Below are 21,485 nucleotides of genomic sequence, written 5' to 3' on the forward strand. Positions count from 1 at the left end.
GAATCCGCGGGGGGAGGAGCACGCGTACAATGGGCACACGAGCATCGATCCGGCCATCACCGGGGAGCTCTCGGAAGAACGGTCCGGCGACGGACTCAGTAGAACCGAGCGGGGCAGGCCCGTCACAGCCGCAGTGAGAGTGGTCCGTGGGTCTCTGAGCTTGTCGAGGGGACGCAGGGGCACGCGAGGTGGTACCGCGGTCCGCGAGGATCGTCCTCGCAGCAGCATCCGCCACGACGACCACTGCGAGAGACCATGACCTACCCGCGCTCCTCCTTCGGCCCCGCTGCCGACCCTTCGACCAGCTCAGGTACCCAGGGGTCTGTGGCGCCGAGCCCCCGCTTCCCGCAGATCGAGGAGGAGGTGCTCGACTTCTGGAAGACCGACGACACCTTCCGCGCCTCCATCGAGCAGCGCGAGGGTGCCCCCGAGTGGGTGTTCTACGACGGCCCTCCCTTCGCGAACGGCCTGCCGCACTACGGCCACCTGCTCACGGGCTACGCGAAAGACGTGTTCCCGCGCTTCCAGACGATGATCGGGCACAAGGTCGACCGCGTCTTCGGGTGGGACACCCACGGGCTCCCGGCCGAGCTCGAGGCGATGAAGCAGCTCGGGATCACCGAGAAGAGCGAGATCGAGGAGATGGGGATCGACGTCTTCAACGAGAAGGCGCGCTCCTCGGTCCTGAAGTACACGCGGGAGTGGGAGGACTACGTCACCCGCCAGGCCCGGTGGGTGGACTTCGAGCGCGGATACAAGACGCTCGACCTCGGCTACATGGAGAGCGTGCTCTGGGCCTTCAAGACCCTGTACGACAAGGGGCTCGCCTACGAGGGGTACCGCGTCCTCCCGTACTGCTGGCGCGATGAGACGCCGCTGTCCGCCCACGAGCTCCGCATGGACGACGACGTCTACCAGATGCGACAGGACCCGTCGGTCACGGTCACCTTCCCGCTCACCGGCGCGAAGGCCGAGGCGCTGGGCCTCACCGGGGTGCGTGCCCTCGCCTGGACGACGACTCCGTGGACCCTGCCGACCAACCTCGCGCTCGCCGTGGGCCCGGACATCGAGTACGTCGTGCTGCCCGCCGGTCCCGCCGGCGCCTCCGACGTGCACCAGGGCCGTGCCGCTCCGTCGGCAGACCAGCTCGCGGTCGAGGCCTCCGCGCACCGCTACCTGCTCGCGAAGGACCTGCTCGGCGGCTATGCCAAGGATCTCGGCTACGAGAGCCCGGAGGACGCGCTCGCCGCGGTCGACGCCACGCTCCGCGGCGCAGATCTTGCCGACGTCACCTACGACCGTCTGTTCGACTACTACGCGGACGAGGAGACCTACGGCACCGGGAACGCCTGGCGCATCCTCGTCGACGACTACGTCACCACGACCGACGGCACCGGCATCGTCCACCAGGCACCCGCCTATGGTGAGGACGACCAGCGCGTCGCCGGCGCGGCCGGCATCCCGACGATCCTGTCCCTCGACGACGGCGGGCGCTTCCTCCCGAACGTCACCGATGTCGCTGGCGAGCTGTGGATGGACGCGAACACGCCGCTCGTGCGCATCATCCGCGACAACGGCCGCCTGGTCCGGCTGCAGAGCTACGAGCACTCCTACCCGCACTGCTGGCGCTGCCGGAACCCCCTGATCTACAAGGCGGTGTCGAGCTGGTTCATCCGGGTCACCGACATCAAGGACGACCTCCTCGCGAACAACGAGCAGATCACCTGGGTGCCGGAGAACGTGAAGGAGGGGCAGTTCGGCAAGTGGCTCGAGGGTGCCCGCGACTGGTCGATCAGCCGCAACCGCTACTGGGGCTCGCCCATCCCGATCTGGAAGAGCGATGATCCGGAGTACCCGCGCGTCGACGCCTACGGCTCGCTGGAGGAGCTGGAGCGCGACTTCGGCACGCTGCCGCGCAACCCCGAGGGTGAGGTTGACCTGCACCGCCCGTACATCGACGACCTGACGAGGCCGAACCCCGACGACCCCACGGGCAAGAGCACGATGCGGCGCATCGGCGACGTCTTCGACGTGTGGTTCGACTCCGGCTCGATGCCGTACGCCCAGGTGCACTATCCGTTCGAGAACCAGGAGTGGTTCGACTCGCACTCGCCGGCGGACTTCATCGTCGAGTACATCGGTCAGACCCGCGGCTGGTTCTACGTCATGCACGTGCTCTCGACGGCGCTGTTCAACCGCCCGGCGTTCACGGGCGTCAGCTGCCACGGCATCGTGCTCGGCAGCGACGGCTACAAGATGTCGAAGTCGCTGCGGAACTACCCGGATGTGTCCGAGGTGCTGGACCGCGACGGGTCCGACGCCATGCGCTGGTTCCTCATGTCCAGCGCGGTGCTCCGCGGCGGGAACCTCATCGTCACCGAGGAGGGCATCCGTTCCGGCGTGCGCGAGTTCCTGCTGCCGCTGTGGAACTCGTGGTACTTCTTCGCGACGTATGCGAATGCTTCGACAGGCTCAGCAACCCAGGGAGGAGCAGGCTCAGCACCCCAGGGAGGAGCAGGCTCGGCAACCCAGGGAGGCGGGTACGAGGCGTCGTGGCGCACCGACTCGACCGACGTCCTCGACCGGTACATCCTCGCGCGACTGGGCGATCTCGTCCGCGAGGTCCGCGCCGACCTGGAGGGTCTGGACTCGACCACCGCGTCCGCGCGACTCCGGGACTTCGCCGAGGTGCTGACGAACTGGTACATCCGTCGTTCGCGCGACCGGTTCTGGGTGGGTGTGACGGACGACACGAAGAGCCGCGAGGCCTTCGACACGCTCTACACCGTGCTGGAGACGCTGTGCCGCGTGGCCGCGCCGCTCGTCCCGCTCATCAGCGAGCGCGTGTGGCAGGGCCTCACCGGCGGGCGCAGCGTGCATCTGCAGGACTGGCCGGATCCGGAGCAGTTCCCGGCGGCCGACGAGATCCGCGACGCCATGGATGCCGTCCGTGAGCTGTCGAGCGTCGGCAACGCGCTGCGCAAGAAGGAGAAGCTGCGCGTGCGCCTGCCGCTCGCACGGCTCACGGTGGTCTCTCCGCTCGCGGCCGACCTCGGCCAGTTCGAGGACATCCTCCGCGAGGAGCTCAACGTGAAGACCGTCGAGCTCGTCCCGCTGACCGACGAGGCGGCAGGGGAGTACGGCATCAGCCACCGGCTGAGCGTGAACGCCCGCGCGGCGGGTCCGCGCCTCGGCAAGGACGTGCAGAAGGCCATCCAGGCCGCGCGCTCGGGTGACTGGTCCGAGACCGACGGCGTCGTCACCGCCGGCGGCATCGCGCTGGAGCCCGCGGAGTACGATCTCGTGCTGGAGACCACGGGTCGCCCCGAGGGGGAGGCCCTGGCCATCGTCCCGTCCGGCGGGTTCGTCCTGCTCGACACCGACACGACGCCGGAGCTGGAGGCCGAGGGCATCGCCCGCGACGCCATCCGCGTCGTGCAGGAGGCGCGCAAGAACGCGGGCCTCGACGTCAGCGACCGGATCGTGCTGGCGCTCAACGCCGCCCCCGCGGAGGCGGCGGCGCTGGAGACCCACGCCGACCTCATCGCCGCCGAGACGCTCGCCGTGGCCTTCGCCGTGCAGCCGACCGATGACCTCGATCGGCTCGTCGACGAGGTCACGAGCCCCGGAGACGGCGTGCATCGGAGCGGGGCGAAGGCCCTCGGGGCCGGGAAGGCACCGCTCCTCGTCACGATCGACACGAACCTGGAGAAGGTGGGCGCATGAGTGCGAGAGACCGGGCCGACGCCGTCTATGAGACGCTGCTGAGCCGTGCCGGGGAACGCTGGGTGCAGCCGCGCAAGGAGCGCACGGCCCGCATCCTCGAGTACCTCGACGACCCGCAGCGCACCTACCGCGTCATCCACATCACCGGCACCAACGGCAAGACGTCGACCGCGCGCATGATCGAGAGCCTGCTGCGTGCCCATGACCTGCGCACCGGACTGTTCACGAGCCCGCACCTGGAGCGCTTCACCGAGCGCATCATGATCGACGGTGAGCCGATCGCCGACGAGGCCGTGGCCGACGCCTGGGACGAGATCGAGCCGTTCGTGGCGATCGTCGACGCCGAGCTCGAGGCGGCGGGGGAGGCCCCGCTGACGTTCTTCGAGCTGCTCACGGTGCTCGCCTTCGTCGCCGTCGCCGATGCCCCCGTCGACGTGCTCGTGCTCGAGGTCGGCATGGGAGGGGAGTGGGACTCCACGAACACCGCGGACGGCGACGTGGCGGTGTTCGCTCCGATCGACATCGACCACGCGGACCGCCTGGGAAGCACGATCGCGGAGATCGCCCAGGTCAAGGCCGGCATCATCAAGGAAGGCGCTGCCGTCGTCTCCGCCCAGCAGCCGGCTGAAGCCGCCGAGGTCCTGCGTCGCGTGGCCGCGGAGCGTCATGCCACCATCGCCTTCGAGGGCGAGGACTTCGGGCTCTCCGAGCAGAAGCTCGCCGTCGGCGGTCAGCTCCTCACCATCCGCGGCCTCGCCGGGCAGTATGAGGAGGAGTACCTGCCGCTGTACGGCGCGCACCAGGGTCACAATGCGGCCCTCGCCGTCGCCGCCGTCGAGTCGCTGATCGGCGGGGCCGGCCAGGCCATCGCGGGCGGAGTGATCTCGGACGGCCTGCAGGGCAGCACGTCTCCCGGCCGTCTGCAGCTCCTCGGCATCGCCCCCACCGTCATCGTCGACGCCGCGCACAATCCGCACGGCGCCGCAGCGCTCGCCCAGGCGCTGGACGACAGCTTCGACTTCGACGAGTGGGGACTCGTGCTCGGCGTCCTCGCGGACAAGGACGCCGCGGGCATCGTCGCGCGTCTCGCGCCCGCCGCCGCGCACGTGTTCGCGACCGCGCCGGAGTCCGACCGCGCCAGCGATGCCGACCTCATCGCCGACCTCGTCGAACAGGCCGGACAGCGCGCCACCGTGCACCCGTCGCTCGCGGATGCCGCGGACGCGGCGCGGGAGTGGGCGGCCTCGTCGGATCGTCGGGCCGTGGTCATCGCCGGCTCCGTCGTGCTCGCGGGCGAGGCGATCGCGCTCTCCGAGGAGGAGGACTGGAAGTCGGGGTGGCGCGCGTGAGCGCCTCCGCTGCCCCGCGTCGACCGCGCGCGCCGCGCACCCTCGTGCAGAAGCTCGCCCCGGTGGTGCTCGGCTTCGAGGCGATCGTCGTCTTCCTCGTCGGGCTCACCATCTTCGGCTTGAAGGCTCTTCCGGCGGGCATCGAGCAGTGGTGGGGGATCGTGGGCGGTGCCGTCGTCGCGGTGGCCTGCGTCGTCATCGCCGGCATGATCACGAAGCCGTGGGCGATCGCCGCCGGCTGGATCGTCCAGATCGTCGTGGCCCTCTCGGCCATCGCGGTCCCCGCCGTGCTCCTCGTCGTCCTGATTTTCGGCGGGATGTGGGCGTATGCGACCATCATGGGGGCCCGCCTGGACGCACGACGCCCGAGCGGGGCTCCGACCGCGCAGAACGCAGACACAGAGAGTGAATGACATGGCCACCGAAGAAACCCTCGTCCTCGTCAAGCCGGACGGTGTCGCCCGCGGCCTCACCGGCACGATCCTCGCCCGCATCGAGGCGAAGGGCTACGCGCTCGTCGACATCCGCCTCGTCGAGCCCGACCGCGACCTCCTCGCCGCGCATTACGCCGAGCACGAGGGCAAGCCGTTCTACGAGCCCCTTCTCGAGTTCATGATGTCCGGTCCCTCCGTGGCGATCCGCCTCGCGGGCAACCGTGTCATCGAAGGGTTCCGCTCCCTCGCCGGCACGACCGACCCCACGACCGCCGCCCCCGGCACCATCCGCGGCGACTTCGGTCGCGACTGGGGCCTCAAGGTGCAGCAGAACCTCGTGCACGGCTCGGACAGCCCCGAGTCGGCGGCCCGAGAGCTGGGCATCTGGTTCGACTGACCCATCTTCACGACGAAGCCCGTCGGCCGGAATGGCGGACGGGCTTCGTCGTTCGAGGAGAGGCGCTCAGAAGAGGATCTTCGCCATCTCGCCGAGGAAGTCGAGGCCCTGCAGCTGCGCCAGGAAGATGATCAGCGCGTACGCGATCACGGTCGCCAGCGGCACCCACGGCATGAGCTTGTCCGCCGTGGCGCGGACCTTCGCGTTGCCCGTGAAGGTGCCGTTCCGGGCGAGGTGGACCATGGTCGCGAAGAAGGTGGGGATCGTCACCGCCCAGGTCACCATGCACCAGGGGCACAGCACGAAGAGGTCGTAGAGGCTCTGGGCGATCAGCCAGCACACGAGGCCGAACGCGAAGGTGATGCCCACCCCGAACGCCGCCCAGAACCACCGGGGGAATCGCGCGCCGGCGAGGATCGCGACGCCGACGACGAGCGGCGCCATCCAGCCGGTGAGGCCGATGATCGGGTTCGGGAAGCCGAACACCGATCCCTGCCACGACTGCAGGTTGGTGCTGCACTGGATGAAGGGACTGAGATCGCAGCCGAGCGCTTCCTTCGGGTGCTCCAGCAGTGCGAACTTCTCCACGGTGAGCTGGAAGGCGGCGTACCAGCCGATGACGCTCGCGATGATCAACCACACGGCATAGACGACGGGGCGGGTGCGCTGCTCGCTCATGCTCAGATTATCCCAGCGACGGCTATGGAAAGGGCGAGAACCGCCCGGAGAAAACGGTCGGGGACCGAGAGATGCCGCGATCGGACCGATGTGGTGCGATAATGACCTGTGATGCGATGAACGGCGTTGCCGCGACACGCGTCGAGCAGACTTCGGGGCCCATGCCCCACGCGACCAGAGCCATGAGCCGGTCGCAGACCGATTGAGTTCGCAGCACCCGCGGGTGCCGCATGAGATTTCACGGGACACGCAGTGGACCGTGCCAGGGAGCACGCCAGAGATGGCCGATGAGAACAATGACAACAACGCCCCCGCCCTCGACGCCCCGGCTGACGCCGCGGAGCCGCTGACGGCGCCCACCGCTCTCGCCGCGGAGGAGTCGGAGGACACCTCGCGGGATCAGGAGGACGCGGACGACGCGGCGGCGGAGGCCGCGGCGGACGACCGCGCTGCCGAGAACGCGGCGGCCGATGACGCCGCTGCGGCGGCGGACGATGCGGCTGCGGCCGCTGTCGAGGACGCTGCTGCCGCAGACGAGGCCGCCGCAGACGCGATCGACGCGGCGGCTCAGGTCGAGGAGGCCTCTGCGGAGCAGGGACCCGTCGAGCCGGCCCCTGCCGAGGAGACTCCCGCGGAGGAGGCTCCCGCCGAGGAAACCCCCGCCGAGGAAACCCCTGCGGAACCCGCCGAGGAAACCCCTGCGGAAGAGGCTTCCCCTGAGGCGGTCCCTGCGGACAAGACCCCCGCGGCCCCCGAGAAGCCCGCGGTCGTCACCGCCGTCTCCCTGGGTCTGCTGCCCGAGGTGTTCGTGTCGCAGGTGTCGACGCAGCTGCACTTCTACGCGCCGGAGGTCGTTCCGCTGCCCGCGCGCCCCGGTCGTGACGACCGTGCGCCGGAGCGCGACCAGGACGAGCCCGGTGCCGGTCGCCGCGGTCGTCGCCGCCGCGGCGGATCCGAGGGCGACGAGCAGCGGGAAGAGCCGCGGCAGCGTCAGCGGGTCGTCGAGTACATCACCGAGCCGAAGGCCATCAAGGGCTCGACGCGCCTCGAGGCCAAGAAGCAGCGCCGTCGTGACGGACGTGACGCCGGCCGTCGTCGTCCGGTCGTGACCGAGGCCGAGTTCCTCGCGCGCCGCGAGTCCGTCGACCGCAAGATGGTCGTGCGCTCCAAGAACGGCCGCACGCAGATCGGTGTGCTGGAGGACGGCGTGCTCGTGGAGCACTACGTCGCCCGCAACCAGGACGCCTCGCTGATCGGCAACGTCTACCTCGGTCGCGTGCAGAACGTGCTTCCCAGCATGGAGGCCGCGTTCGTCGACATCGGCCGCGGCCGGAACGCCGTGCTCTACTCGGGCGAGGTGGACTGGGACGGCGTCGAGACCGGCAACCAGCCCCGCCGCATCGAGCTCGCTCTGAAGCCGGGCGATCGCGTGCTCGTCCAGGTCACGAAGGACCCGGTGGGTCACAAGGGCGCCCGCCTCACGAGCCAGATCTCGCTGCCGGGCCGCTACCTGGTGTACGTGCCCGGCGGTTCCATGAACGGCATCAGCCGCAAGCTGCCCGACAACGAGCGCGCCCGCCTCAAGCGCATCCTCAAGGAGGTGCTGCCCGAGTCGTCCGGCGTGATCGTGCGCACGGCCGCGGAGGGCGCGACCGAGGATCAGCTGACCCGCGACGTGCAGCGCCTCACCTCCCAGTGGGAGCACATCCAGAAGCAGGTCGAGAGCCAGCAGGCTCCGGCGCTCCTGCACGCCGAGCCCGATCTGCTCGTGAAGATCGTCCGTGACGTCTTCAACGAGGACTTCACGAAGATGCTCATCCAGGGCGAGGAGTCGCAGCGCACCATCCGGGCGTACCTGGAGAGCGTCGCCCCCGACCTGCTCGAGCGTGTCGAGGCGTACGAGGACGACGTCGATCCGTTCGACGCGTTCCGCATCACGGAGCAGATCGAGAAGGCACTGGACCGCAAGGTCTGGCTGCCCTCCGGCGGTTCGCTCGTGATCGACCGCACCGAGGCCATGACGGTCGTCGACGTCAACACCGGCAAGTTCGTCGGCTCCGGCGGCAACCTCGAGGAGACGGTCACGAAGAACAACCTCGAGGCCGCCGAGGAGATCGTCCGCCAGCTGCGTCTGCGCGACATCGGCGGCATCATCGTGGTCGACTTCATCGACATGGTGCTGGAGTCCAACCGCGACCTCGTGCTGCGCCGACTCATCGAGTGCCTGAGCCGCGACCGCACGAAGCACCAGGTGGCCGAGGTCACCTCGCTCGGTCTCGTGCAGATGACACGCAAGAAGCTCGGTCTCGGGCTGCTGGAGACCTTCAGTGAGGCGTGCGAGGTGTGTGCCGGTCGCGGCGTGATCGTGCACCACGACCCGGTCGTGAAGCACCGTGCGAACGGCAGCAACAACGGCAACAACGGCGGTAACGGCAACGGCGGACGCCGTCAGCGCGGGAACGGCGGCAGCAACAACGGCAACGGCGGTGGCAACAACAACTCCGCACCTGCCGCGCCGCCGGTGACCCACAGTATCACCGAGGGGGCGAAGTCGGCCCTCGCGCAGATCGCCGCCTCCACGATCGTGCCGTCCGGCGAACCGGCCGCCGAGGCACCGCCGGCCGAGTCCGCGCCCGTCCCCGCTTCCGAGCGCCCGAAGAAGGCCCGGAAGAAGCGCGGTGACCGGAAGGGGCCGAAGACGCCCACCGAGGAGCTGCTCGACTCGGTGCTGGATGCGCTTCCGGAGCCCAAGGCGCCCGGCCAGGGTCGTGGACGGCGCCGGGTCACCACCGCCGCCCTCTCCGGCACGCCGGTGTCGGTGAACTCGGAGGCGTCAGTGCCGCCGGTCGCGTCCGCGGACCCGGAGGCCTGAGGAGATCAGGCGCCGGACCAGCTCCTTGCCGGGGACGTGCTGCGCACCACCGGCGATGAGCCGGGGGACGGCGTCCTCGGGGACGTCGTAGTGGTCGAGGTCGAAGGCCCGGGCGGGGATCCCGTGTGCGCGCGCGAAGGCGTGCAGCTCGTCGAGGTTGTCGTCGCTGACCAGGTGCGCCCACAGGCGTCCATGGGCGGGCCAGCGGGGGTCGTCGACGAGTACGGTCACTCCGTCAGCCTACGACCGGCCCCGTCACCCGGCTCACTTTGCGAGGTCAGCCGGCATCCGGTAAAGTAGTCCCTTGGTGCGCATGCCGCGTCGTCCTCGACGGCCGAAGCGGAGAGTCTTGCATTCGCGCCCGTCGTACCAGCGACGCATGCAAGCAACAGTCTTCCCGTGAGATTCTCGGAGCCGCGTGCTCCCCAACGAAACAGGTATGAAGTGGTTTACGCAGTAGTGCGCGCCGGTGGCCGGCAGGAGAAGGTCGAGGTCGGCACCATCGTTCAGCTCGACCGTGTTCAGGCTGCCCAGGGCGACGAGATCCAGCTGCCCGCCGTGCTGCTCGTCGATGGCTCCACGGTGACCACCGACGCCGACGCGCTGGCGAAGGTCACCGTCACGGCTGAGGTCGTCGGCAACCTCCGCGGCCCGAAGATCGTCATCCAGAAGTACAAGAACAAGACCGGCTACAAGAAGCGTCAGGGCCACCGCCAGGAGCTCACGCGCGTCAAGATCACCGGCATCAAGTAAGACCGAGGAGACCAGGACATGGCACACAAAAAGGGCGCAAGCTCCACCCGTAACGGTCGTGACTCCAACGCACAGCGCCTCGGCGTGAAGCGCTTCGGCGGTCAGCAGGTCCTCGCCGGCGAGATCATCGTCCGCCAGCGCGGCACGCACTTCCACCCCGGCGCCAACGTCGGCCGTGGGGGCGACGACACGCTGTTCGCTCTGGCCGCCGGTGCGGTCGAGTTCGGCGCGAAGGGCGGCCGCAAGGTCGTCAACATCGTCGCCGCTGCTGAGTGATCACAGCACCACGCTAAACATCCGGTTCGGGGCGGGCTTCGGCTCGCCCCGTCCGCGTATCTGCCGTCAGGCACCCCGAGCACACCGAAGGACTCGCACATGGTCACGTTCGTCGACACCGTCACACTGCACCTGCGTGCAGGCAAGGGCGGCAACGGCTGCGTCTCGGTGCACCGCGAGAAGTTCAAGCCCCTCGGTGGCCCCGACGGCGGCAACGGCGGCGACGGCGGCGACATCGTGCTCGTCGCCGACACGCAGACCGGCACGCTGCTGTCGTACCACCACTCGCCGCACCGGTCCTCTGGCAACGGCGGACCGGGCATGGGGGACCACCGCTCCGGTTTCGACGGCGAGACACTGGAGCTGCCCGTCCCGGTCGGCACTGTGGTCAAGAGCCCGAACGGCGACGTCCTGATCGACATGATCGAGCCCGGTGAGCGCTTCGTCGTGGCGGCGGGCGGCCAGGGCGGCCTGGGCAATGCGGCCCTGGCGACTCCGAAGCGCAAGGCTCCCGGCTTCGCCCTGCTCGGCACCCCCGGCTTCGAGGGCGATATCGTCCTCGAGCTCAAGACGGTCGCCGACGTGGCGCTCGTCGGCTACCCGTCCGCCGGGAAGTCGAGTCTCATCGGCGCGATCTCGGCCGCGCGGCCGAAGATCGCCGACTACCCCTTCACGACGCTGCACCCGAACCTCGGCGTCGTCCAGGTGGAGGACTTCCGCTACACCGTCGCCGACGTGCCGGGGCTCATCGAAGGTGCGAGCGAGGGCCGCGGCCTCGGACTCGAGTTCCTGCGGCACGTGGAGCGCTGCTCCGCGCTGCTGCACGTGCTCGACTGCGCGACGCTGGAGCCGAACCGTGACCCGATCTCCGACCTCGAGGTCATCCTCGCCGAACTCGCCGCGTACGAGGTGCCGGAGGGGCAGACGCCCCTGCTGGAGCGCCCGCAGTTCGTGGCGCTGAACAAGGTCGACGTGCCGGAGGCCCGTGACCTCGCCGATCTCGTGCGTCCTGATCTGGAGGCCCGCGGATTCCGGGTCTTCGAGATCTCCACGGTCTCGCACGAGGGGCTGCGCCCGCTCACCCTCGCCCTCGGCGAGCTCGTCGAGAAGCACCGCAAGGAGACCGCGGTCGAGGCCCCGCGCGAGCGCGTCGTCATCCGCCCGAAGGGCTCCGTGAAGCCGTTCACGATCCGCGTCGAGGGCGGCACGTACGGCAACGTCTACCGCATCCTCGGTGAGAAGCCGGTGCGCTGGGTGCAGCAGACCGACTTCCAGAACGAGGAGGCCGTGGGCTACCTCGCCGACCGTCTGGAGAAGCTGGGCGTCGAGGACGAGCTCTTCCGCCTCGGCGCCGTCCAGGGTTCGACCGTCGTCATCGGCGAGGGCGACAGCATCGTCTTCGACTGGGAGCCCACGATGAGCTCCGCCGCCGAGCTCATGTCGGCGCCCCGCGGCACCGACCCGCGTCTGGCTCCGAACGCCCGCCGGACCACGTCCGAGCGTCGCGAGAAGTACTACGAGCGCATGGACGCCAAGGCGCAGGCGCGCGCGGAGTTGGAGGCGGAGCGCCTCGCCACGTACCGCGAGGACGAGGCGTGACCGCACGCACGCGCGCCGATCTCGCGACGGCGACGCGGATCGTCGTGAAGGTGGGCTCGTCGTCCATCAGCGGCGAGTCGTCCTGGCGCATCCCGGTGATCGTCGAGGCGCTGGCGGCGGCGCACGCCCGCGGGGCCGAGGTCGTGCTCGTGTCGTCGGGAGCGATCGCCTCCGGCATCCCGTTCCTCCGTCTGGATGCGCGGCCCACCGATCTCGCCACGCAGCAGGCCGCGGCCGCGGTCGGCCAGAACATCCTCGTCTACCGGTACCAGGAGGCTCTGCGCCCCTTCGACATCGTCGCCGGCCAGGTGCTGCTCACGACCGGAGACCTCGAGAACCCGACGTCGCGCTCGAACGCGCGGCGGGCCATGGAGCGCCTCCTGGGGCTGCGCACACTGCCGATCGTGAACGAGAACGACACGGTCGCGACACAGGAGATCCGCTTCGGCGACAACGACCGGCTCGGCGCCCTCGTGGCCCAGCTCATCGAGGCGGACGCCCTCGTCCTGCTCAGCGACATCGAGTCCCTCTACACGCGGCCTCCGAGCGACCCCGGCGCCGAACCCATCGACGTCGTCGCCCCCGATGCGGACCTCTCCGGGCTGGAGTTCGGTGCGACCGTGGTCAACAGCGTCGGCACCGGGGGAGCGGCCACGAAGGTCTCCGCTGCCCGACTCGCGGCGGCCTCGGGCATCGGGGTGCTGGTCACCAGCGCCGACCTCGTGGCGCAGGCCCTCGCAGGCGCCGACATCGGGACCTGGTTCGAGCCCGCCACCTCCTAGACTGGGCGGATGACCGACCTCACCCCTCAGACGCGCCTGAAGCGGGCCAAGGCGGCCTCGCGGACGACCGCCGCCCTCACGAGCGACGACAAGGCACGGGCGCTCGACGCCATCGCCGTCGCCCTCGAGGAGAACGCCGCCCGCATCATCGAGGCCAATCAGCGTGACGTCGCGCGCGGTCGGGACGACGGCATCGGCGAGTCGCTCATCGACCGCCTCCGCCTCGACGAGAAGCGGGTCTCCGCCCTCGCCGCGGCCGTCCGCGACGTGGCGGCCCTGCCCGATCCGGTGGGTCGCGTGGTCGGCGGACACCGCATGCCGAACGGCGTGGCTCTGGAGCAGGTGCGCGTCCCCTTCGGGGTGGTCGGGGCGATCTACGAGGCGCGTCCCAACGTCACGGTCGACATCGCCGCCCTCGCGCTGCGTTCGGGGAATGCGGTCGTCCTGCGGGGAGGCAGCGCGGCGCTCCATTCCAACACCGTGCTCGTCGACGTCATGCGTTCCGCCCTCGGCGACGCCGGGGTGACGCCCGAGGCGATCCAGACCGTGGACGACTTCGGGCGCGACGGGGCGAAGGCGCTCATGCACGGCCGCGGCTTCATCGACGTGCTCGTCCCGCGCGGCAGCGCCGGGCTCATCGAGACGGTGGTGACCGAGTCGACCGTGCCCGTCATCGAGACGGGCGCCGGGAACGTGCACATCCTGCTCGACGAGAGCGCCCCCGACGACTGGGCCTGCGACATCGTCGTGAACGCCAAGGTGCAGCGCCCCAGCGTGTGCAATGCGGTCGAGACGATTCTCGTCCACCGGCAGGCGGCGCCGCGCCTGATCCCGCTCGTCGCGAGCGCCCTCATGAGCGAGGGGGTGGCGATCCACGGCGACGACGTGGTCGCCGGGCTCGTGGCGAACATCATCCCGGCCACGGAGGAGGACTGGGCGACGGAGTACCTGAGCCTGGACGTCGCTATGAAGGTCGTCGACAGCCTCGACGACGCGCTCGACCACATCCGTCGCTACAGCACGGGGCACACGGAATCCATCGTCACCACCGATTCCCGTAGCGCGGAGCGGTTCCTGGCCGAGGTGGATTCGGCGGTGGTGATGGCGAACGCGTCCACTCGGTTCACCGACGGGGCCGAGTTCGGCTTCGGTGCCGAGGTCGGGATCTCGACGCAGAAGCTGCACACGCGCGGTCCGATGGGGCTCTCCGAGCTGACCAGTACGAAGTGGCTCGCGCGTGGGGCGGGTCAGACGCGCGGCTGAGGGCTAGACTGGGGGACGCTGTATCCCTACAGGACCCCCGAGACAGCACGCCACGAACGGAGTCAGGATGAACCTCGTCGCACAGATCGCGATGGCCGCCGCAGAGACCGAGCACCACGGCAACGTGGCTCTCGAGACCCTGATCTTCGGAGTCATCGCCGCGATCGTGTTCGCCGCTCTCGGCTTCGTGACGCTGTCGTACAAGAACGTCGCGAACCGCCACTCCGCCAAGGCAGAAGCCTGGGCGGCGAAGCACGGCAAGGACCACGAGGCGGGACACGGCCACTAGGCCCTCATGAGCACCGCGACCACGCGCGCACCGCGCATCGGCGTGATGGGCGGAACCTTCGATCCGATCCACCACGGCCACCTGGTCGCCGCCAGCGAGGTCGCGCACTCGTTCGATCTCGACGAGGTGGTGTTCGTCCCGACGGGTCGTCCGTGGCAGAAGGCCGACGTCACGCCCAGCGAGCACCGCTATCTGATGACCGTGATCGCGACGGCGTCCAATCCGCAGTTCACGGTGAGTCGGGTGGACATCGACCGCGCGGGACCGACGTACACGATCGACACCCTCCGCGACCTCAAGGAGCAGCGGCCGGACGCCGAGCTGTTCTTCATCAGCGGCGCGGACGCCGTGGCGCAAATTCTCAGTTGGAGAGACCATGATGAACTGTGGGAACTGGCCCACTTCGTCGCGGTCTCCCGCCCAGGACACGTTCTGAGCATCGACGGCCTCCCGAGCGACGACGTCAGCCAGCTCGAGGTGCCGGCGCTGTCGATCTCGTCGACGGACTGTCGTGACCGCGTCCGTGACGATCAACCGGTCTGGTACCTCGTCCCCGACGGGGTCGTCCAGTACATCGCGAAGCATCATCTGTATCGGAGCAAGGCATGAGCACATCGGATCAGCGAGGTCCGCTGACGCGGAAGCAGCTGCGGGAGATCCGGTTGACGGGATCCACCCCGATCATCAGCGAGGAGCAGGCGAGCGCCGCCGCGGCGGAGGCCGCGACGCCCGCACCGCCGCTGCCTCGTGCCGCCGAGCCCGTCGTCCTTCCCTCGGCGCCTGTCGCTGACACGTCCGGCGATCCTGACCCCGCGCCGCTGACGCGGCGTCAGGCACGCGAGCAGGAGAAGATCAAGACCGCCGCGGTCCCGGCCGTCGACGCGGAGGCGGACGACACGACCGATGAGGCTGTAGTGGCACAGCACGATGGGTCCGACGACGACGACGTCGTCGACGACGAGGTCGCTGCGGAGCCCGTCCGCGCCGCCGACGTCGCCGACTCGGTCGGAGACGTGCCGCTCGTCGAAGAGCCCGTCGAGGCGCCGGAGTCCGAGCCCGAGGACATCTCCGCCGTGCTCGGCGTCTCCGAGCAGGACGGCCCCGGTGCCGAGGACCTCCTCGACAGCGACGACGACGGCGACGTCGACGAGCGCGATGTCGACGAGGCTGAGCGCCCGACCGTGAGCCCGACGTTCGGGCAGGGCGTGCTGCAGGAGGAGACTCCTGCCGAGCCGGCGCCTTTCCGCCCCTCCTTCGATGAGCTGCTCACGTCGAACGACTCCGGCGGCACCCAGCACTCGGCGCCCAATGCGCTGATCTTCACGCCGTCTCCCGGCGAGGGCTCCCTCTCCGGGCCGGTCGCCTCCACCGGAGAGATCCTCGTCACGGGGTCGTACGAGCTGCCGAAGGGCCTCGGCTCGCAGGGCCACGCCCACGGCACCACGGACGGCAAGGAGGTCGACGCGGTGCTCATCGACGGTGAGCTCCCTCCGGCGTCCTCGCCCACCCCCATCGCCGCGAGCTCCGCGGTCAGCACCATCAAGCCCGCCGGCGAGGTGATCCGTCCGCCCGCCCCTGAGAAGGGCAACCGGCTCATGCTGATCGCCGCCATCGTCGCGGGCGCCCTCGCGCTGGGCCTGGGCACTGCCCTGGTCATCGCCTTCACAGGAAACGTCTTCTGATGCAATCACCCGAAACCGCCGAAGAGATGCTGCGCATCGCCGCCGAAGCCGCCGTGGCCAAGGGCGGTGAGGACCTCGTCGCGCTGAACGTCTCCGAGCCGCTGCCGCTCGTGGACATCTTCCTGCTCGTGACCGGTAACAGCGAGCGGAACGTCGCCGCCATCGCCGATGAGATCGAGGACCGTCTCGTCGAGTCCGGACACAAGCGCGTGCGCCGGGAGGGGCGCGCCGAGGCGCGGTGGGTGCTGCTCGACTTCGGCGACCTCATCGTCCACGTCTTCCACCAGGAGGAACGGGTCTACTACGGCCTGGAGCGCCTGTGGAAGGACTGCCCGGTGATCCCCCTCGAGGTCGCCGAGACCCCGGCCGACAACCGCTGACATGGCCACGCACCTGCTGACCGGTGCGGGCTCCGGCATCGGTGCCGTCCTCGCGCGGCGACTCGTGGAGCGCGGCGACGACGTCGTGGTGCTCGCGCGCGATGCGGGACGGGCCAGGCAGATCGCCGACGACCTCCCCGGGGTCTCGACGCTGGTCGGTGACCTCGCGCAGCCCGGACGCCTCTCGTGGGCCCTGTCGAAGCAGAGCCTGCCCGATCGCATCGATTCCCTGGTGCACGCGGCAGGGGTCGTGGACCTCGGATCGGTGGGGGACCTCACCCCGGCGCTCTGGGAACAGCAGCTCGCGGTCAACCTCGTCGCCCCGGCGGAGCTCACCCGGCTCCTGCTCCCCGTCCTGCGCGTCTCGCGCGGGCACGTCGTGTTCGTGAACTCCGGAGCCGGGCTGCGGGCGAGCCCGGGGTGGTCGGCCTATGCGGCCTCGAAGCACGGTCTGCGGGCCCTCGCGGATGCGCTTCGGCAGGAGGAGGCCGAGCACGGCGTCCGCGTGACCTCGGTCTATCCGGGACGCACAGCGACGCCGATGCAGCAGCGCGTGCACCGGCAGGAAGGGCAGGAGTACGACGCCGCGCGGTTCATCACGCCGGACGCGGTGGCGACGACGATCCTCGCCGCGCTCGATCTTCCGCGGGATGCGCACCTCACGGATCTCACCGTGCGTCCCCAGGGCTGAACAAGCCGATCTGACCATTCTCCTGCACCTCCTCACGAGGGTGTCAAGGCCCTTCCCTTCCCCGGCGGGGTATCGGAGGCTCGTCATCAGAGAGTCCTGGAGGGCCGACTGATGTCAGAAGTTCCTGATCCCCGTTTCGTGCTTCACCGCATCACGCCGTCGGAGTGGGTGATCAACGACCTGCGCTATCCCCAGAACGATCCGCGCCATGTCGTCGCCTGCGTGTACGAGCTCGCGGACACCGAGGTCGAGGTGACGTGGCTGCGTGATCTTCCGCTCGCCATCCGGTATGGCACCGCGTTCGAGGTACTGGAGGAGGTCGAGCGGATGCAGGGCGCGAGCCGAGCCACGCGCCCCATCGCGATCCCGTCTCGCCCGCCGCTGCTGGCCACCTGAACCCGCACGAGAAAGGGCACCACTCCGCGAGGAGGGGTGCCCTTTCTCCAGTCCCGGTCAGTCGTCGTCGCCGATGACAGCGGCGCGGTCGGCCTCTGCGCTGTCGATCTGGGCGTCGTCCGCATCCTCGTCGAGCACCTCTTCGCCGTCGACTTCACGCGTGGGGAGCTCTTCGGCGTCCCCATCCCCGTCCGCGATCGGCGGGAGGGGCGGGATCGGGGGAGTCGTGTTGGACATGTCGTCTCCTTTCGTCGGATGCCCTCTGTCTACGCGTGTACGCGATGGTGGTGGAGGCCGTTGACGGGTGGCGGCTTGGACGGGTACGGGCATCGGGCGTCATGTCCCCAGCCCGATGTCGTCACGAGAGCCCGAAGCCCCTGGATATGCGGGAAATGTCCCTGAGGATGGGCGGGTCGAGTGCTCATGTGTAACACGCGACGAACGAGGCCATGTCGTTTTCGTATGCTCCCGGGCAGGCGATCACGCGAGATCAGGCCGGAGGTGGCGCGACTGCCTGATGCGGCGCGAGGGCCTGACCTCGCGTCATGTCACGGGCTCCAGACACACGAAAACCCCCGGCGAACCGAGGGTTTTTCGTGGACCTGAGGGGACTCGAACCCCTGACCCCCTGCATGCCATGCAGGTGCGCTACCAGCTGCGCCACAGGCCCAGACGCTGCTCCGGAGTGCTCCGGGCAACGTGAAAACACTACTACACGAATCCGCATCCGCACTAATCGGCGCGGGCCGCCCGGGCGCGTCGGGACACGCGGAACATCCGGCGGTGCATGGGTGTTCGATCCATCGTGAGCATCCTCGACAGCCTCGTGATCGGCGCCGGCCAGGCCGGGCTGTCCGCGTCCTTCCATCTGCGTCGCCGCGGGATCGAGCACGTCGTGCTGGATGCCGATGCTCGGGCCGGGGGAGCCTGGCAGCACCGGTGGGACGCCCTCACGATGCGCGATGTGCACGGGGTCGCCGAGCTCCCGGGAGACACCGCGCCGCCGCGGGACGAGCGCCAGGCGAACATCGCGGTGCCGGAGTACTTCGCCGCCTACGAGAAGGCCCATGATCTGCCGGTGCTGCGGCCGGTGCACGTCCGTCGAGTCCACGATGACGACGGGGTCCTCGTCGTGGAGGCCGACGAGGGGGAGTGGCGCACCCGCACCCTCGTCAACGCGACCGGGACCTGGACGCAACCCTTCGTCCCTCACTACCCGGGGATGGAGACGTTCCTCGGGGAGCAGTTCCACACCGTGGACTACCCGGGGCCGGAGCACTTCCCGGGCAAGCGGGTCCTGGTCGTCGGCGGCGGTGCGTCCGCGGTGCAGTTCCTCGGCGCCCTCGCCCCCCTCACGGAGACGCTGTGGGTCACCCGTCGCCCTCCCATCTGGCGCGACGACGACTTCACGCCGGAAGCCGGCGCTGCTGCCGTCGCGCTCGTCGAGAGGCGTGTGGCGGCCGGCCTGCCCCCGGAGAGCGTGGTCAGTGTGACGGGTCTCATGCTGCGCCCCCAGGAACGGGAAGCGGAGCGTCTCGGGGCGTATGCCGACCGTCGCCCGCTCTTCCAGCGGATCGAGCCCGACGGCGTGCGGTGGGCCGACGGATCGTTCGAACGCGTGGACGTGATCCTGTGGGCGACGGGGTTCCGACCCGCGATCGGCCACCTCGCCCCGCTCCACCTGCGCAGTGCCGCCGGCGGGATCCAGCTCGACCGCGGGGGTCGAGGCACGACGGCGGTGGCGGATCCCCGGGTGCAGCTCGTCGGCTACGGTCCCTCCGCGAGCACCATCGGCGCGAACCGGGCGGGGCGAGCCGCTGCCGCCGGCGTCGTCCGCGCCCTCGAGGGAGTGGGGACCCCGGTCTCGTCCTGACCGGTTCGTCCAGGGGCGCCTCCTATGGATACGCTGGGAGGCATGCTGCGCATCGTCCTGACCGTCGTCTGGCTGCTGCTGTCCGCGTGGCTCGTGGTGTGGGTGGGTGAAGGCCTGTTCGGGGTGAACCAGCGCGAGTCGATCCTCCCCTTCGCGGGTGAGGACGGCCTGGGCGGACCGATCGTGATCGGCGTCGCCTGGGGCCTGCTGCTCACCTTCGGCGGGTCGATGTGGGGTCTGGCGCGGCGCACGAAGGTCCGTGGACGGGCGCAGATCGGCGTCGGCACCATCGTCGAGATGTCCCGCACCGGCGTGACCGTGAACGATGTGCCCCAGTACGACCTCTTCATCCGGGTCAGCCCGAGCGTCGGCGATGACTTCATCGGACAGCTGCGCATGCTGCTCGATGCCGGTGACGTCGGAGCGCTGCAGGTCGGACAGCCCGTCCCGGTCCGCTACAGCGTCGAGGACCCCGACACGGTCGAGCTCGCCGATCTCAGCGACCCGACCGTCCGTGAGGCGATGCTGCAGTGGCGCATCGACCGCGGCCTCATCGACCCGTCCCAGGTCCGCGCGCGCACGACGGGAACCCAGGTTCCCGCCTCCGTCGTCGAGGTCCGTCCGACCGGGCGGCGTCGCGAGGGGCAGAGCGAGCTCGCGCTGAAGGTGCTGGTGGCCCCGGAGGGCGCGGAGCCATGGGAGGCTGACACCACCGTGTTCGTCTACCCGCAGGCCGTCTCGCGGCTGCACGTGGGGGCTCCCGTCTGGGCGTTCTACCGACGGGAGGATCCGCACACGGTCGCCGTCACCATCGAGAAGGAGGCGGCACGATGAACCCCCTGGACACGCTGATGTGGCTGGTGAACTTCCCGGCCGCGCACGGCTATGCGATGGTCTTCATCGCGGCGTTCTCGATCCTCGGGCTGTTCGCGATCTCCGCGCGGGGAACGACGCGCGGCGGGTCCCTGCGCGCCGTCCGCGAACGCGAGGGGCTGCTCCCCGCGGAGAGCCGATCCCGCGGGAACGTCGGCAGCACCGTGGTCCGCGTGGTCTTCCGCGTACTGGCCTTCGTGATGCTCGGCTCTCTCATCGTCGGGATCCTGAGTCTGACCGGTGTCCCGGTGACCCGCGCGTACATCTTCGAGAACGGTCGCCCGACGACGGGCACCGTCGACGGGGACTGGGTGACGTTCACGGCGGCGGACGGCACCGAGTACACGCTGGAGAGCGATTTCTTCACTCCTGCCGTGTACCCCGATCGCGACGCGTGGATCCCGACCGGCGCGCCTGTCGTCGTGCGGTATCTGCCGTCGCATCCGCAGGCTTTCGTCATCGACAGCTCGCAGACGCCGGGCTGACGTCGGCGGGGGCGCGTAGGGTGAAGACATGTCGCGCATCCTCGTCTTCGGCGGCCACGGCCGCATCGCTCTGCTGCTCGCCCCGCTCCTCGTCGCCCGAGGACATGAGGTCACGGGCGTGATCCGGAATCCCGATCATGTGTCCGAGGTGGAAGACGGGGGCGCCATCGCGCTCGTCGCCGACATCGAGACCATGGACGTCGACGCCCTCGCCGAGATCATCCGCGGGCACGACGCCGTGGTGTGGTCCGCGGGCGCCGGCGGCGGCAGCCCCGAGCGCACCTACGCGGTCGACCGGGACGCGGCGGTGCGGACGATGGACGCGGCGGAGCGCGCCGGCGTGCGGCGGTACGTCATGGTGTCGTGGATCGGCTCCACGGCCGACCACGGCGTCCCGGAGGACGACTCCTTCTTCCCGTACGCGGACGCGAAGTGGGCTGCCGACGAGCACCTCCGCGCCTCGGGCCTCGACGGGACGATCCTCGGCCCCGGCGCGCTGACCTTCGACGACCCGACCGGGCGGATCCGCATCGACCCCGAGGGGCGCGGCGAGGTCTCCCGTGCCGACGTCGCGGCTGTCATCGTCGCGGCCCTGGAGGACCCCGGAACGATCGGGCGCACGATCCGCTTCGGCAACGGCGACGAGGAGACCTCGGTACCGATCGTCGAGGCGCTCGCGCGCTGAGA

General features: G+C 69.9%; 23 protein-coding genes and 1 tRNA gene. 20 read left to right on the top strand and 4 right to left on the bottom strand.

Annotation, left to right across the window (positions count from 1 at the left end; translation table 11 throughout):
• Positions 1-255 precede the first annotated feature (255 nt).
• From ileS to ndk, 4 genes are read left to right on the top strand one after another with little or no spacing between them, the layout of a single operon-like run.
• On the top strand, positions 256-3,726 hold the full coding sequence (gene ileS / locus AB0P08_RS06215; RefSeq protein WP_363588827.1) for an isoleucine--tRNA ligase: 3,471 nt from the start codon (positions 256-258) through the stop codon (positions 3,724-3,726).
• Positions 3,723-5,075, top strand: a complete 1,353-nt coding sequence (locus AB0P08_RS06220; RefSeq protein WP_363588829.1) for a bifunctional folylpolyglutamate synthase/dihydrofolate synthase — start codon at positions 3,723-3,725, stop codon at positions 5,073-5,075. The genes ileS and AB0P08_RS06220 overlap by 4 nt, the downstream gene beginning before the upstream one ends.
• A complete protein-coding gene (locus AB0P08_RS06225; protein WP_232089036.1) occupies positions 5,072-5,488 on the top strand; it encodes a DUF4233 domain-containing protein in 417 nt (138 codons plus the stop codon). Before AB0P08_RS06220 ends, AB0P08_RS06225 begins: the two co-directional genes overlap by 4 nt.
• Position 5,489: 1 nt before the next feature.
• Complete coding sequence (gene ndk / locus AB0P08_RS06230; RefSeq protein WP_071329548.1) at positions 5,490-5,906, top strand: nucleoside-diphosphate kinase; 417 nt, start codon at positions 5,490-5,492, stop codon at positions 5,904-5,906.
• A gap of 66 nt (positions 5,907-5,972) precedes the next feature.
• On the opposite strand, the gene AB0P08_RS06235 is transcribed toward ndk, so the two are convergent.
• Positions 5,973-6,584 carry a vitamin K epoxide reductase family protein gene (locus AB0P08_RS06235; RefSeq protein ID WP_187661704.1) on the bottom strand — a complete coding sequence of 204 codons (612 nt, stop codon included), beginning with the start codon at positions 6,582-6,584 and terminating at the stop codon, positions 5,973-5,975.
• A 280-nt stretch (positions 6,585-6,864) separates the two neighbouring features.
• On the opposite strand from AB0P08_RS06235, the gene AB0P08_RS06240 reads away from it, so the two are divergent.
• Positions 6,865-9,456, top strand: coding sequence for an Rne/Rng family ribonuclease (locus AB0P08_RS06240; protein ID WP_363588831.1), 2,592 nt, complete (start codon positions 6,865-6,867; stop codon positions 9,454-9,456).
• Here AB0P08_RS06240 and AB0P08_RS06245 read toward each other — a convergent pair.
• On the bottom strand, positions 9,418-9,687 hold the full coding sequence (locus AB0P08_RS06245) for a DUF4031 domain-containing protein (RefSeq protein ID WP_187661702.1): 270 nt from the start codon (positions 9,685-9,687) through the stop codon (positions 9,418-9,420). The genes AB0P08_RS06240 and AB0P08_RS06245 overlap by 39 nt on opposite strands.
• A gap of 213 nt (positions 9,688-9,900) precedes the next feature.
• Between AB0P08_RS06245 and rplU the strand changes: the two genes are divergently transcribed.
• The 11 genes from rplU (at position 9,901) to AB0P08_RS06300 (ending at position 17,567) form a co-directional block, all read left to right on the top strand.
• Positions 9,901-10,209 (top strand): 50S ribosomal protein L21, encoded by a 309-nt coding sequence (rplU, locus tag AB0P08_RS06250; RefSeq protein ID WP_187661701.1) that lies wholly within the window; start codon positions 9,901-9,903, stop codon positions 10,207-10,209.
• A gap of 18 nt (positions 10,210-10,227) precedes the next feature.
• Entirely contained in the window at positions 10,228-10,485 is a 258-nt protein-coding gene (rpmA, locus tag AB0P08_RS06255; protein ID WP_025104972.1) for a 50S ribosomal protein L27, read from the top strand.
• A 99-nt stretch (positions 10,486-10,584) separates the two neighbouring features.
• Complete coding sequence (gene obgE, locus AB0P08_RS06260; protein WP_363588833.1) at positions 10,585-12,084, top strand: GTPase ObgE; 1,500 nt, start codon at positions 10,585-10,587, stop codon at positions 12,082-12,084.
• Positions 12,081-12,866 carry a glutamate 5-kinase gene (gene proB / locus AB0P08_RS06265; RefSeq protein WP_187661699.1) on the top strand — a complete coding sequence of 262 codons (786 nt, stop codon included), beginning with the start codon at positions 12,081-12,083 and terminating at the stop codon, positions 12,864-12,866. The genes obgE and proB overlap by 4 nt, the downstream gene beginning before the upstream one ends.
• 9 nt (positions 12,867-12,875) lie before the next feature.
• Positions 12,876-14,129, top strand: a complete 1,254-nt coding sequence (locus AB0P08_RS06270; protein ID WP_363588835.1) for a glutamate-5-semialdehyde dehydrogenase — start codon at positions 12,876-12,878, stop codon at positions 14,127-14,129.
• A 67-nt stretch (positions 14,130-14,196) separates the two neighbouring features.
• Positions 14,197-14,418, top strand: a complete 222-nt coding sequence (locus tag AB0P08_RS06275) for a hypothetical protein (RefSeq protein WP_187661697.1) — start codon at positions 14,197-14,199, stop codon at positions 14,416-14,418.
• 6 nt (positions 14,419-14,424) lie between these two features.
• The gene (gene nadD / locus AB0P08_RS06280) at positions 14,425-15,027 is read left to right on the top strand and encodes a nicotinate-nucleotide adenylyltransferase (RefSeq protein WP_082749995.1); all 603 of its coding nucleotides are present in this window, start codon (positions 14,425-14,427) and stop codon (positions 15,025-15,027) included.
• Positions 15,024-16,100: a hypothetical protein gene (locus AB0P08_RS06285; protein WP_363588837.1), complete on the top strand. Its 1,077-nt coding sequence runs from the start codon at positions 15,024-15,026 to the stop codon at positions 16,098-16,100. The genes nadD and AB0P08_RS06285 overlap by 4 nt, the downstream gene beginning before the upstream one ends.
• The gene (gene rsfS / locus AB0P08_RS06290; protein ID WP_187661695.1) at positions 16,100-16,480 is read left to right on the top strand and encodes a ribosome silencing factor; all 381 of its coding nucleotides are present in this window, start codon (positions 16,100-16,102) and stop codon (positions 16,478-16,480) included. Before AB0P08_RS06285 ends, rsfS begins: the two co-directional genes overlap by 1 nt.
• Before the next feature lies 1 nt (position 16,481).
• On the top strand, positions 16,482-17,171 hold the full coding sequence (locus tag AB0P08_RS06295; RefSeq protein WP_363588839.1) for an SDR family oxidoreductase: 690 nt from the start codon (positions 16,482-16,484) through the stop codon (positions 17,169-17,171).
• Between the two features lie 138 nt (positions 17,172-17,309).
• On the top strand, positions 17,310-17,567 hold the full coding sequence (locus AB0P08_RS06300) for a hypothetical protein (protein WP_231919629.1): 258 nt from the start codon (positions 17,310-17,312) through the stop codon (positions 17,565-17,567).
• Between the two features lie 57 nt (positions 17,568-17,624).
• Here the strand turns inward: AB0P08_RS06300 and AB0P08_RS06305 are convergent, their stop codons facing one another.
• Both AB0P08_RS06305 and AB0P08_RS06310 read right to left on the bottom strand, forming a co-directional pair.
• Positions 17,625-17,804, bottom strand: a complete 180-nt coding sequence (locus tag AB0P08_RS06305; RefSeq protein ID WP_187661693.1) for a hypothetical protein — start codon at positions 17,802-17,804, stop codon at positions 17,625-17,627.
• Between the two features lie 360 nt (positions 17,805-18,164).
• Positions 18,165-18,237 (bottom strand) — tRNA-Ala (locus AB0P08_RS06310).
• Between the two features lie 135 nt (positions 18,238-18,372).
• Here AB0P08_RS06310 and AB0P08_RS06315 point away from each other — a divergent pair.
• Genes AB0P08_RS06315 through AB0P08_RS06330 form a run of 4 tightly spaced genes read left to right on the top strand, consistent with a single transcriptional unit; the run spans position 18,373 to position 21,483 of the window.
• Positions 18,373-19,440 (top strand): flavin-containing monooxygenase, encoded by a 1,068-nt coding sequence (locus AB0P08_RS06315; protein WP_363588841.1) that lies wholly within the window; start codon positions 18,373-18,375, stop codon positions 19,438-19,440.
• Between the two features lie 42 nt (positions 19,441-19,482).
• The gene (locus AB0P08_RS06320; protein ID WP_363588843.1) at positions 19,483-20,274 is read left to right on the top strand and encodes a hypothetical protein; all 792 of its coding nucleotides are present in this window, start codon (positions 19,483-19,485) and stop codon (positions 20,272-20,274) included.
• Positions 20,271-20,798, top strand: a complete 528-nt coding sequence (locus tag AB0P08_RS06325) for a DUF3592 domain-containing protein (RefSeq protein ID WP_280565552.1) — start codon at positions 20,271-20,273, stop codon at positions 20,796-20,798. Before AB0P08_RS06320 ends, AB0P08_RS06325 begins: the two co-directional genes overlap by 4 nt.
• Before the next feature lie 28 nt (positions 20,799-20,826).
• A complete protein-coding gene (locus tag AB0P08_RS06330; protein WP_187661685.1) occupies positions 20,827-21,483 on the top strand; it encodes an SDR family oxidoreductase in 657 nt (218 codons plus the stop codon).
• The last annotated feature ends 2 nt before the right edge of the window (positions 21,484-21,485 follow it).

The sequence above is a fragment of the Microbacterium meiriae genome, assembly GCF_040686935.1.
Classification (GTDB): Bacteria; Actinomycetota; Actinomycetes; order Actinomycetales; family Microbacteriaceae; genus Microbacterium; species Microbacterium meiriae.

Coding starts and splice junctions, on each gene's coding strand:
- ileS (WP_363588827.1), top strand. CDS start 256: ATGACCTACCCGCGCTCCTCCTTCGGCCCCGCTGCCGACCCTTCGACC.
- AB0P08_RS06220 (WP_363588829.1), top strand. CDS start 3,723: ATGAGTGCGAGAGACCGGGCCGACGCCGTCTATGAGACGCTGCTGAGC.
- ndk (WP_071329548.1), top strand. CDS start 5,490: ATGGCCACCGAAGAAACCCTCGTCCTCGTCAAGCCGGACGGTGTCGCC.
- AB0P08_RS06235 (WP_187661704.1), bottom strand. CDS start 6,584: ATGAGCGAGCAGCGCACCCGCCCCGTCGTCTATGCCGTGTGGTTGATC.
- AB0P08_RS06240 (WP_363588831.1), top strand. CDS start 6,865: ATGGCCGATGAGAACAATGACAACAACGCCCCCGCCCTCGACGCCCCG.
- rpmA (WP_025104972.1), top strand. CDS start 10,228: ATGGCACACAAAAAGGGCGCAAGCTCCACCCGTAACGGTCGTGACTCC.
- obgE (WP_363588833.1), top strand. CDS start 10,585: ATGGTCACGTTCGTCGACACCGTCACACTGCACCTGCGTGCAGGCAAG.
- AB0P08_RS06270 (WP_363588835.1), top strand. CDS start 12,876: ATGACCGACCTCACCCCTCAGACGCGCCTGAAGCGGGCCAAGGCGGCC.
- AB0P08_RS06275 (WP_187661697.1), top strand. CDS start 14,197: ATGAACCTCGTCGCACAGATCGCGATGGCCGCCGCAGAGACCGAGCAC.
- nadD (WP_082749995.1), top strand. CDS start 14,425: ATGAGCACCGCGACCACGCGCGCACCGCGCATCGGCGTGATGGGCGGA.
- AB0P08_RS06285 (WP_363588837.1), top strand. CDS start 15,024: ATGAGCACATCGGATCAGCGAGGTCCGCTGACGCGGAAGCAGCTGCGG.
- rsfS (WP_187661695.1), top strand. CDS start 16,100: ATGCAATCACCCGAAACCGCCGAAGAGATGCTGCGCATCGCCGCCGAA.
- AB0P08_RS06295 (WP_363588839.1), top strand. CDS start 16,482: ATGGCCACGCACCTGCTGACCGGTGCGGGCTCCGGCATCGGTGCCGTC.
- AB0P08_RS06305 (WP_187661693.1), bottom strand. CDS start 17,804: ATGTCCAACACGACTCCCCCGATCCCGCCCCTCCCGCCGATCGCGGAC.
- AB0P08_RS06320 (WP_363588843.1), top strand. CDS start 19,483: ATGCTGCGCATCGTCCTGACCGTCGTCTGGCTGCTGCTGTCCGCGTGG.
- AB0P08_RS06325 (WP_280565552.1), top strand. CDS start 20,271: ATGAACCCCCTGGACACGCTGATGTGGCTGGTGAACTTCCCGGCCGCG.
- AB0P08_RS06330 (WP_187661685.1), top strand. CDS start 20,827: ATGTCGCGCATCCTCGTCTTCGGCGGCCACGGCCGCATCGCTCTGCTG.